The organism is Dysgonomonas sp. 511 (assembly GCF_010501105.1).
Lineage (GTDB): Bacteria > Bacteroidota > Bacteroidia > Bacteroidales > Dysgonomonadaceae > Dysgonomonas.
In genome coordinates, this window is the sequence record NZ_QVMQ01000002.1 from 196,987 (window position 1) to 208,763 (window position 11,777).

Below are 11,777 nucleotides of genomic sequence, written 5' to 3' on the forward strand. Positions count from 1 at the left end.
ATATGTCCTTGTTATGGAACAGAAACTAGCAATTTATAATACACTCACACGACAAAAAGAAGTATTCGAACCGCTTCATGCGCCCCATGTCGGCATGTATGTTTGCGGGCCTACGGTATATGGCGACGGCCATCTGGGACATGCGCGCCCAGCCATCACCTTCGACTTACTGTACAGATACCTTACACACCTCGGATATAAAGTACGCTATGTAAGAAACATCACCGATGTGGGCCATCTGGAAAACGATGCCGACGAGGGAGAAGACAAAATTGCAAAGAAAGCCCGTCTCGAACAGTTGGAGCCTATGGAAGTGGTACAATACTACATGAACCGCTACCACAAAGCGATGGATGCGCTCAATGTATTGCCACCATCTATCGAGCCACATGCCTCCGGACATATTATCGAACAGATAGAAGCTATAAAAACAATACTGGAAAGCGGGTATGCTTACGAAAGCAATGGCTCTGTATATTTCGATGTAGAGAAATATAATAAGGATTACGACTACGGAATCCTTTCGCACCGCAATATAGAAGAGATGCTGAACACCACCCGCGAACTCGACGGGCAGGATGAGAAGCGCAGCAAAGTGGATTTTGCCCTATGGAAAAAGGCTACACCGGAACATATTATGCGATGGCCTTCGCCGTGGAGCGACGGGTTTCCGGGATGGCATATCGAATGTTCGACAATGAGCATCAAGTACCTCGGCAACGAATTTGACATACATGGTGGAGGACTCGACCTTATGTTTCCTCACCACGAATGCGAGATTGCCCAGAATACGGCAATGGAAAAGCATAAGGTAGTAAAATACTGGATGCACAACAATATGATTACTGTAGGCGGGCAGAAGATGGGAAAATCGCTGGGAAACTTCATTACCCTTGACGAATTTTTCACAGGCAGCCACAAAATGCTGGCACAGGTCTATTCGCCTATGACTATCCGCTTCTTTATACTGCAAGCCCATTACCGCAGCACGGTAGACTTCAGCAACGAAGCATTGCAAGCATCGGAAAAAGGATTGGCTCGTTTATTCGAATCGTACGACAGGATAGAAAAGATACCTGTATCTGAAGTGTCGTGCATAGAGGTAAAGGAACTAAGGCAAAAATGCTACGATGCATTGAATGACGACCTGAACTCCGCCATTGTTATTGCCCATCTGTGCGAAGCTGGTTCGGCTATCAATTCGGCTTGTGCAGGTAATATCACGCTTACACAGGAAGATAAAGATGAGTTGAAAGACATCTTCGACACCTTCTTCTTTGGCATTTTAGGTATCAAAAATGAGAGAAAAGGCGGCAGCGACAGCGGTTACGAAGCCTTCGGCAAAGCCATCGACCTGTTACTCGATATCCGCCAGAAAGCAAAAGAAAATAAAGATTGGGCTACATCAGACCAAATCCGCAACGAACTGGCAAAGGCCGGATTTGAAATAAAAGACGGTAAGGACGGTGCAGAGTGGAAATTAAAGTAGGTTACATATAGAAATAACCCGAAACACCAAGCAATGGCTTTCGGGTTACCTCTCATCATAACACACTATCTAATCTTAAAAAACCGTCTTACTATCTATAATTGTACGTTCGGAAGTCAGTGCTGAATACCAACTCACCCCACATTTCGAAGGAGGTGCTATAGTAAACGATAAGCCTTTGTTGGCATATTGATATGCTCCGGAGTCTTTTGTTCCACTTCTTGTAGAGCCTGTGATATCGTTGACAACATAGGAGAAGCTTATCGTATTTTGGGTTGCGCTTAAAATACTATTACTGGTATTCTTCAAGGCATAAAACCCTTTCCCCGCACCAGATGTATTCTTCTGGAAATCGAGTTCTTTGACTTCAAATCCATCAAGAGTAAGAGCCTGTTTAAACTTCACCAGGTTGCCTGCATAGGTAATAAACTCATCATTAGAACCTATCCTGTTCAGGATGGAATTAGAAGACGGGTTATAGAAGACATTATAAGCAACAGTACACTCCGGCTTTAAGGTGCCTGTAACCTTTGTTCCCGGAAAATAGGGATTGTCGGACGGGTACGTATAGCTCGACACTTTGCCCAGGTCGATATTCTTGCAGTTGACAAAGGTATTATAGCATATATCCACATCCTTTACCCTGTGGTAAGCATTCAATGGTTCACGCCCTTTGTCTGTCGCACTGGTAGGCTTTTCGAATACAGCCGTCATAATGCACAGAGCCGAATAGCTACTTGTACCTTGCAGGTCTTGAAAGTAATTGTTATACACCTTATGCCCCTGATTGATAATACGCACGCCGCCGGTATTCTTTATGTTGTTGCCGATGAAAGCATTGCTTTCTATCACATTATCGTTGCCATGACGGCAAACAACACTACCCTGGCTTTCGTAGAATACATTCTTGCGGATTATATTGTTGCAACTCTTTATAGAGATAATCTCTACCTCGCCGTCGCAAGCATTGAAGAAGTTGTTCTCTACCACCGTATTGCACGACTCCTGCGATGTAGAGGAATCGCCCAAGCGGATAATCTCGGCATTGTTTCCGGGAGAGAAAAGCGGCCTGTTGCTAAAGAAGTTATAGTCGATAATATGATTATTGACCCGACTGCCCTCAGCACTTATATTCACCATAAGAAGCACTCCCCCATTAACCTTGTTGGTGAAATAACAATGGTCTACCCTGTTATTCTTCCCGTATAGCATCACCCACCTTTCCGACTTGCTGGTACTTGTCCTATAACTTTCGTCAGGATGGTTGCAGTTGTCTATCACTGTGTTTGTAAGCCGGCAATTGGAGGCAAAGTTCGAGCTTGAAGAGCGGAACTCGATAATATCGCTTCCGCTGGCTGCCTGTCCGTCTTTCAGCACCAAACCATCGACTACAAGATATTCGCCCCCAATCTTAATATTGAGAGCCCCCGTTAATATAACTTTCCCGGGATTCTTAGCCTTCAATACAATAGGTTTGGATGCTGTGCCTTTACCCGTGAAGGTTAGTTGCAAATCCTTATAAGTGCCATCGGCTAAATATACGATATCGCCTGCCACCAGTTTCCCGTTCAGTATAGCTTTCAGTTCATTTGCCTGAGACGGATTGTAGATGTAATCTTCGGTCTTTGTCCCCGGATTGTCATCGGCATGTGCAACATCGGAGTCGCTACAGCCAAACAAGAGGATGGTAGTCAGCAACAATATGGAAGTAACCCTTTTCATATCCAGTCTACAGATTATTATTTTGCATAAAACAGCCATTTGGTATCCGATTCCTTCGTTTTGCAATATTGATCGAATAGCTTATCAAACTCCGGATTGGAATGGAAGAACGTGGAACGGCGAAGCATCCAGCACAATTTATTCTGGTTCTCATCCCATTCTTTTATTTGCTTGTATGGAAATTCTTCTTTTGCCTTACCGAGATATACCCTGATATAGTCTATAGCCTTGCTTATTGAGCGACCGTCATCGGTGTTCTTATCAAAAATATTCACACCTCTGACTTTCCCCAGATCGCACATATCCATAGCATGTTCTATATTGAAGATGGAATAGTGCAGTGCAATAGTACGTGCTAATTCGAGCGGTTGGCTACCATCGGGCTCTATCTGCTTAAACAAACGGTTGGCTGCAAATTCCTTTATAAACTTATCGGCTACATCATTACGCTCCGAGAAGATAGCATAAGCCGTCACTTGTACATCGTATGCCAGCCCATGATTGTTTTTCGCAGAATATTCGTCCTTGCCGATTTCGCTCGTAAGCAACCAATCTAAAAAGTCGGAAAACCATTGCTTGAAACTGTCATAGTCGGATGGTTTCATCGCTTTCGACTTCGAGAGTATCCTTATGCAATCTACAACCTCTACAAAGCTATAGGTGTCTATAATCCCTTCGGCACGTCCTTTTCCTCCATTACGTCCGGGTATCATTTGCCCATAATTGAGGTTCGGGTTCATTTTAGTTTCCGGATTGAGAAACCAGACTTTAAGGTTGTCAACCGCCTTCTTTGCGTATTTCTCTTCTCCTGTAAAAAAATAGGCATAAGAAAGGGCTCTGATGCTTTTTGTCAGTACATCTATCTTGTTCCTGTCCAACTTTTGCAACTCAGGATTGCGCTGCCCGTCTTTCCTTATGTATGGCAATCCGTCGGGTTTCGATGGATCGGGCCACCAATATGGCCCCATGCTCACGTAGTCGTGCTTGTCGCCGGTAGGTGCAACAATGCTTTTTTCGGTTACAGGCGTAATATCTGTTTCAAGATGTTTGTCGGCATTGCGTACCAATGCTTTTAATGCCCTGTCTCCGTTCGTTATAGTTTTTATATTCTTCTTAGCATACTCCAATCGTTCTGTGCTGGCAACCTGCTGGGCAAAAATGCCAAATGGCAGCGAGAGCAGTAAGACGAATATAGCAATCTTTATTTTCTTCATAGCCTTAATTATTTAAACCAATATTACTTCCATCATTCGCTTTGCCTATCAGCGGGGAATCGGAACCTAGTTTATACAGTGTATTCTTCTGGAATTTAGGGTTAGAATACAGCATACCTCCGCCGATTTTTGCACCGCCGGATACAGATACTTTACCTGCATCGTATATATTACAATGGCTGATTGTGTTATATGCACCAACAAGTTTTACCGGCATCTTAGCTAGCGTATTGCAAAAGATACTGTTTTGAATAGTTATGGTAACCAAGCCTGTCTGGCGTATCATTGCCTGATTCTCCTTATTGTTTACATTATCGAACACACAATGGTTGATGCTTAGGTTGCCACCCAATGTAGATTCATCATTGCCTCCGCGAAGGAATTCTAACGCCCATTGCTCTATATTCTTGAAAACAGTGTTCTCGAAGATTATATATTCGGCACTGTAAAGCCCTTTTGCATCTTTCTCATCGTTCAGGGCAAAGCCTCTGTAGCTGTCGCGCAAGATAGAATTAGTCACCTTCAACGAATCGGCAAAAGAGTTTTTATAAGTCTTGAATATACAGCCTCCGTTTACATCCTTGAAGTCGTATATCTCGCAGTTGTTGATATGGATGCTATACGAGTCGGAACTTTCTTTCCGGGTGGTAAAGGCATATTTCGCAGGTATCTTTTGTTTTACTCCACCATCAATGGCAATGCCATCGAGATCGAACCTAAGCCCACTACCTATTTCGAAGACAACAATTACTGTCCCTGTTTCCGCATCTACTTTTACTACTGGCCTTTGGGCTACTCCGCTGGCGGCACGAATAGTCAATGTATGAGGAATCACCATTTTCTTGGAGTTCACATACTCGCCTTCCTGCAATTCGAGGATATCGCCGGGGCTCGATTTGCGTATAGCCTTTGCCAAAGCATCTTTCTCAAGACCCACTTTCACTACTTTGCCCTCTACTGCCTTTTCCGGAGCCGGCACGTACCACTTCGGCCCACAATTTGCTTTGGAAGCCTGTGTCTTTGCAGCCTGGCTGCTATTCATTTCCATTGCTCCTATCCATTTATCGTGGCTGCGGGTGCGCCCTGTTATATCTGTGGCTACATACGGTATATCTGTCTTCGCAGTTGCCTTCGTAAAGGCTAAAGGCATTCCTCCCGGCCCTCTGCCCAGACGAGCTTCTGCTTGTACGAACCCTTCGCCTACTTCATTTCCCTTGTCGCTATACAATAGATTGTCGGAAAACCGGATACCATCAAGTTTATCAAATGCCTTTATCAACAGGGGTTCTTGCGGACAATAGACAAGGTTGTTGCATATTTTCACGTCTTCGGGTGCGAGTGTCCTTTCGGCATCACTGCCTACTCCGAGTTGCCACGGAAGTTCGCAATCGACCCATGTATTGAATGAAATTTCCACATCTTTGACCTGTACATAGCGATGAGCCGGCGAATTTGGCACACCGTTCATAACAACTAACGGCCCACGGAAATCCTTTCCTCTCAAGGCATAAAAATAGTTATTGAATATCTTATGGCCTTCGTTGATAACCCTTACGCCACCTGTATATGGCTTCATATTGCCGATAAAGTAGTTTCCAGAGACTTCGTTCCGGTTGCCGTGACGGAGTACGACACTGCCTTCACATTCGAAGAAGGTATTGTCTATAATTCTGTTTTCGCATGATTTTACAGAAACGATTTCTACCTCACCGTTGCAATGCTCAAAGTAATTGCCTTCTACTATTGTATTTGAGTTTTGTTCGCAAACATGGCTTGTCCCGATACGGATGGTTTCTCCTCCGTTTGACCCGAGATTAGGCCGTTTGGCAAAATAATTGCGGTATATCCTGTGATAGTTTTGGTTGTGCCCCTCGCCATTTGGCCAAACGATAAGAGTTACGCCCTGATTGGTCTTTCCTCCAAAGTAGCAGTTTTCTACCGCATTGCGATGTCCCCACAAGTTTACCCAAGCATCTTGTTCCGACCTGAGAGGTTTGTTGTACCTGTCGATCACACAATTGCGAAGAACGGAATGGTTGGCTGTGCGGGAAGTGCCCTTTCGGAACTCTATTACTTCCTTTCCGGGAGCGTATCCATTGATAAAGACCAAACCATCGACAACGAGATGGTTCCCGTACATTTGCAAAGTGGATTGTCCTTCGAGTGTTGTTTTTCCGTGCTGTTCTACAGTAAGGGTTATGGGCTGAGCTTCTGTTCCTTCGCCAAAAAACACAAGTTGCGCATCTTTCCAGACGCCCGACGACAGTACAACCGAATCGCCCGGCTGAAGTTTCTTTACTGCCGTATTGTATTCCTCTATATTACCCACCTTGTAGGTAGTGGCTAGTAATATAGAGAACTGAAAAATAAGCAGGATACTTATTAATATTGTTTTTCTCATGGTTATCTATTTTAGAGGATAAAGCACACTCCGGCAGAGTGTGCTTTATAGCTTACTATGATATGGTTATTTTTGGAAATAGCAGTTGAAGGTTAGAGAAGATTCTGTAGTAACTGAGGTAATATCAGTGGCTGATACTATTTCGATGAATCCGACTTTTTCCGGTGTTGTACCATCAAACAACTGGAACATAAGCACATCTCCTATGTTATAGATATTTTTGCCATCTTTTGACTGTTTATAACGAGGAGCGCTAGTACCGGCTGCCAATATTCCATCGTTTGTAATCATTTGCTGATTGAGTTCGCTCAATTCTTTATTCAATACCTTGTTTTTATATTCCAATTGCTTACCACTAGAGCTCAATATTCTGAATTTAACTACATTCGGCATTGTTTCTGTAGGAAGCGCACTGCCATTACATTTAAAGTTCTTTGTTTGGGATGAACTGTTAGCCGGATTATTCAATTGGAAAGTAGCATTATCTGTACTCCATGTAATGAAGAAATATATATTATCTTTCACGCTTTCATAAGCACAAGGTGTGTATATTTCTCCAGTTTTGGCATTGAAGAAGTTGTTTGGAGTGTTTTCGCTTTGTGCATATATGGTAATATTTTCCCAGTAATATAAAGCCTTTACTCTAAAGCTTGGATTAATAACCAGCTCTTTGGTTCCATTATAGATGGCTTTCAATTCTACATCGCCCGTTGTATCAAAGTCTTCCGGCACAAGTACAGTCAATTCATTGCCGGTTTGCTGTTTTATTGTCGCTTTATAGCTACCAAACCATACTTCATCTATCAAGGTAAGTTCTGTACCAGTCAGGGTTATAGCTGATAATAAAGTACCCGAAGCCGGTGCATTAGTTACTACCGGGCTTAGCCTATCCAGTTCGAAAGGTGTGCCTGTAGTACCAGTTTGTTTTATACCTGCAGCGGTGTAGTAATCTACAATGATATCGACTTTATCTTCGTCGAAATATGGAACTTTAACGACAATGCTAGTTTCTGCTCGAGATATTATCTCTGCTTTTACTGTACCAAAATACACATCGAGTATAGCGTCGATGTTTTCGCCCTCTATTGTTATCTCATCGTTTACTTTGGCTTTTACCGGATAAGTGGTCAATACCGGAACAATCCATTCCAATTCGAACGGAGTGCCTGTTGTACCCGTTTGTTTTACGCCTGCAATAGTGTTATACTCCAGAATGATATCAACTTTTGCATCTTGAAAAAACGGAACGATTACTGTTATATCACTCTCTGTCTGAGATACGATTTCAGCCTTTGCAGTACCAAAATATACAGCTGAAACTACATCCATATCGCTACCTTCGACAAATATTTCGCTATCAACCTTACCGCTTGTAGGGTAAGCTGATAAAGAAGGTACAGCATACAACAAAGTAAAGTTTTCAGGGGTTTCTATCTTCCCGTTACTTCCTGATAATAAAATCTTTCCGGTTTTATTGGCCGCCACTACTTTTACTACCACCTCGTTCGAACTGATACGATATTTTACTTCGGCCAACTCTCCACCGATCCATGCCGAATCTATCTTATTCAGATACTCACCGATAATTGTAATCTCTGTTCCCACTCGCCCCGACTTGGGAGAGAAATCTGTAACGATCGGGTCGTTTACAGTTTCTTTATCGTAAACAAGGTCTTCGTCGCAGCTTACAAAAGCCAAACCTAAAGCAAGTATTAAGACTTTAAATACTATATATATATTTTTCATGATATTCTTTGTTTACATTTATTTAATAACCTGGGTTTTGTGTAGCATTAGGGGCTACCGACATTACCGAATACGGAATTGGCAGAAGCAATTGCCAGCTTTGCAATGTGCGGTACTCAGGTGCAAGATATGATTCGTTTTTCGAATCTTCGTAAAATGGCCGCAGTTCGCCGCTTCCTGTATCCGCATATTGTTCGGTATCGTAATGGTTTTTCATAACTTCAATAAGCCTTCCAGTACGTACGAGATCGAAAAAACGATGATTCTCGAAAGCAAACTCCAATCTTCTTTCCTTTTCTACTGCCAAACGGAATTGGTTTTTATTTGATACATCTGTGCTTTCCAGTGGATCAAGACCTGCGCGTGTTCTTATTTGATTAAGGTACGGAAGCCCAGCTGATGGCCCACTCAATTCATTTTCTATTTCGGCTAGCATTAAAATAACATCGGCATAACGAATGACCGGCCAGTCGTTTTCTGCATCTTTTACTGTTTGTACCTGCGATAAGTATTTCTTTACGAAAGACATATATACTTTCACTCCCACTGTATTCAGATATGTCCATTGTACTGTAACATCTTTTCGTTTATCTTCCGGTTCGTATGCATTCATTATATCATTAGTAGGGCAGTTATGGCCGTTTCCGCCCGAATTGACAACTGCATTCTGGCTATTCTGAGGGGCAAAATAATTTGCAAACGGAGAGCCCAGCCCATATCCGCCAGCTTTGAAACGGATCACAAACATCATTTCCTTGTTCATCTCGTTATTAATGCTGAAAACGTCTTCGTAGCTATTTTCCAACAAGCTATAACCACTATTTGCTTCTACATCCAACAATAGAGTACGGGCTTCGCTCAAGCGGTTCAATGTAAGATATATCTTTGCTAGTAGTGTTTTTGCCGTCCATATATCTACACGCCCTTTGTCGGCAGAGCTATATTTTGTGGGCAGCATCTTGTCGTTTACTATCCGTTCCAAATCGTCGGTAAGCAAGGTATAGACATCGTTGACAGAGCTTCTTTCGGCTCTATTGGCCGCGTCCATATCTATTCTTTCTGTTACAAGGAACAATGGTCCATACAAACGAACAAGATTGAAATAATGATAGCTGCGGATAAACAAAGCTTCGGCTTCGAACTGGTTTCTCAGGTCTTCGTCGGCAACAACATCCAGATATTGAAGAACTGTATTACAGTTGGCAATATTATGATAAACCACATCCCAATAATCTTTATTCCGTACATGTGTAGATAACAGCCTGAAATGATCTAAGCCATACAATTCGCGGCTATCAGCTGTTGTAGAGTTCATGCCATAGTGACGCGAGTTATCGGAACGAACTTCCGTTACGGCCCATTCTTCGCTTATGGTCGACTGCAAACCATTGTAACAAGCCAATACAGCCTGGTTTACTTCTGCTGTATTATTGAAAAAGCCTCCTGTCCATATCTGATCTTGCGGATCTTCGTCAATACAAGATTGCACAGAAAAAATCAAAATGGAGATAGCAATATATTTAATTATTTTTTTCATGACTTTTTATATTAGAAATTAAAATCAATACCGAAGCTGAATGTTCTTTGTATAGGAAATGCTCCCCGCTGATATCCTGCTACTAAAGGAACATTATAAGGCGAGGATGTATAACGCGATTCAGGGTTGATTCCCTTATAATCAGAACTCCACCAATATTTCAGATTTTGTATAGATGTATAAACTCTAAGACCTGATAAGCCTATTTTTTTTGCAACCTTTTTAGGCAAAGTATAACCAAGCGTTATATCTTTGAGTGCAATGTATGAAGCATCCTGAATGGCGTAATCGGTAAACATATGGTCTATTCCATTGTTTTGATAAGGAGTTTTCCCATCGCCTGGATTCTCTGCATTTATCCACCTATTGGTCACATAATTACGATTCCATTTACGGGTTTCGTTATAGTATTCGTCTCCATTCCACACATCAACACCTTGTACCCCCTGGAACAAGAAAGAAAAATCGAAGTCCTTGTATCTTAATGTATTTGTTATCCCCCATGTATAGTCAGGAAACGGATCGCCCAAAACCACCATATCATTTTCGTCTATCACATTATCCCCGTTTGTATTCTGAACTCTCAATCCTCCTGCAGCATCGGTTTCGGCATGAGGATTGGCTTTCACCTCTTCGGCACTTGTCCACACCCCAACGGTTTTGTATCCCCAGAATTGTATAGACGGAGCACCGACTTGTGTTACATACATTTCATTTCTTTCTCCATAAAATTTCAGATCGGAAGGACCACCCAGGTCGAGCACTTTGTTTTTGTTTGCAGAAATATTGAACGAAGTATTCCATTTGAAGTTCTTATTTTGGATATTATAAGTAGTCAACTCTATTTCAATCCCTTTATTTCTTACCTGTCCTAAGTTTGTCCACTTTTCCTGATATCCCGAAACGGAATTGATCGGTCTTTTGAACAATAAACTTTTTGTCTTCGAATAATAGTAATCTACAGTCAGCCCTATCCGGTTGTTGAGTACAGACAGGTCTAATCCATAATTGTATTCGTTGGTCTGTTCCCATCTCAAATCTGAATTTCCTAATACAGACGAATTATTTGCGATTCCGGTAACTACAGAGCCATTGCCTTCGCCTAAAATATAATTTGCAGATTGCAATAGATTGACATTCGCATAAGAATCTATATTATCAGTTCCTGTTACCCCATAACTAGCACGTAGCTTCAACTGACTCATCCACTTCGCGTTATCTTTCACAAAAGATTCTTCTGAGACACGCCATCCTAAAGAAACAGACGGAAACCACGCCCACTGATTATTCTTCCCGAATTTCGAACTACCATCGGTACGCAAGCTAGCCGATAACAAATAGCGGTCTTCGTACGAATAAGAGAAACGGCTGAATACAGAAGCCATAGACGAAGCTTTGCGCCAAGTACCTGTAGCCCTGTTTTGATTTTCATCATATATCATTATCGTACTAGATTGATTGAGGGTCTGTATCATATCCGAAGGGAAATCGACACCCAATATACCGGCAGTCTTTATAGTGGTACGTTGTGCAGAAAAACCTATCAATCCTGAAATATCATGCTTTTGGTGTAATCCTTCGGTCTGCCTCATCTTTTACAATATTTATATAGTTTTTACCTTTGCGGAGAGAGTTAACGATAAATTAAGGAGCCATCAGTTTCTGCAA

The 11,777-nt window shown here is 42.2% G+C and carries 7 protein-coding genes; 1 reads left to right on the forward strand and 6 read right to left on the reverse strand.

The genetic code is table 11. From position 1 onward, the window contains the following. The first annotated feature begins 13 nt into the window (after nucleotides 1-13). Nucleotides 14-1,489, forward strand: a complete 1,476-nt coding sequence (gene cysS / locus D0T57_RS01770) for a cysteine--tRNA ligase (RefSeq protein ID WP_163270238.1) — start codon at nucleotides 14-16, stop codon at nucleotides 1,487-1,489. 75 nt (nucleotides 1,490-1,564) lie between these two features. Here the strand turns inward: cysS and D0T57_RS01775 are convergent, their stop codons facing one another. The 6 genes from D0T57_RS01775 to D0T57_RS01800 all read right to left on the reverse strand — a co-directional run bounded on the left by D0T57_RS01775 (nucleotide 1,565) and on the right by D0T57_RS01800 (nucleotide 11,701). Then, a complete protein-coding gene (locus tag D0T57_RS01775) occupies nucleotides 1,565-3,211 on the reverse strand; it encodes a polysaccharide lyase 6 family protein (protein ID WP_163270241.1) in 1,647 nt (548 codons plus the stop codon). 17 nt (nucleotides 3,212-3,228) lie between these two features. After that, the gene (locus D0T57_RS01780; RefSeq protein WP_163270244.1) at nucleotides 3,229-4,425 is read right to left on the reverse strand and encodes an alginate lyase family protein; all 1,197 of its coding nucleotides are present in this window, start codon (nucleotides 4,423-4,425) and stop codon (nucleotides 3,229-3,231) included. A 4-nt stretch (nucleotides 4,426-4,429) separates the two neighbouring features. Continuing rightward, complete coding sequence (locus D0T57_RS01785) at nucleotides 4,430-6,826, reverse strand: polysaccharide lyase 6 family protein (protein ID WP_163270246.1); 2,397 nt, start codon at nucleotides 6,824-6,826, stop codon at nucleotides 4,430-4,432. Between the two features lie 66 nt (nucleotides 6,827-6,892). Beyond that, nucleotides 6,893-8,572, reverse strand: a complete 1,680-nt coding sequence (locus D0T57_RS01790) for an IPT/TIG domain-containing protein (RefSeq protein ID WP_163270249.1) — start codon at nucleotides 8,570-8,572, stop codon at nucleotides 6,893-6,895. Nucleotides 8,573-8,594: 22 nt separating this feature from the next. Continuing rightward, on the reverse strand, nucleotides 8,595-10,109 hold the full coding sequence (locus D0T57_RS01795) for a RagB/SusD family nutrient uptake outer membrane protein (protein WP_163270251.1): 1,515 nt from the start codon (nucleotides 10,107-10,109) through the stop codon (nucleotides 8,595-8,597). Between the two features lie 11 nt (nucleotides 10,110-10,120). Continuing rightward, nucleotides 10,121-11,701: a SusC/RagA family TonB-linked outer membrane protein gene (locus tag D0T57_RS01800; RefSeq protein ID WP_163270254.1), complete on the reverse strand. Its 1,581-nt coding sequence runs from the start codon at nucleotides 11,699-11,701 to the stop codon at nucleotides 10,121-10,123. Nucleotides 11,702-11,777: the final 76 nt, after the last annotated feature.

Coding starts and splice junctions, on each gene's coding strand:
- D0T57_RS01790 (WP_163270249.1), bottom strand. CDS start 8,572: ATGAAAAATATATATATAGTATTTAAAGTCTTAATACTTGCTTTAGGT.
- D0T57_RS01785 (WP_163270246.1), bottom strand. CDS start 6,826: ATGAGAAAAACAATATTAATAAGTATCCTGCTTATTTTTCAGTTCTCT.
- D0T57_RS01780 (WP_163270244.1), bottom strand. CDS start 4,425: ATGAAGAAAATAAAGATTGCTATATTCGTCTTACTGCTCTCGCTGCCA.
- cysS (WP_163270238.1), top strand. CDS start 14: ATGGAACAGAAACTAGCAATTTATAATACACTCACACGACAAAAAGAA.
- D0T57_RS01775 (WP_163270241.1), bottom strand. CDS start 3,211: ATGAAAAGGGTTACTTCCATATTGTTGCTGACTACCATCCTCTTGTTT.
- D0T57_RS01800 (WP_163270254.1), bottom strand. CDS start 11,701: ATGAGGCAGACCGAAGGATTACACCAAAAGCATGATATTTCAGGATTG.
- D0T57_RS01795 (WP_163270251.1), bottom strand. CDS start 10,109: ATGAAAAAAATAATTAAATATATTGCTATCTCCATTTTGATTTTTTCT.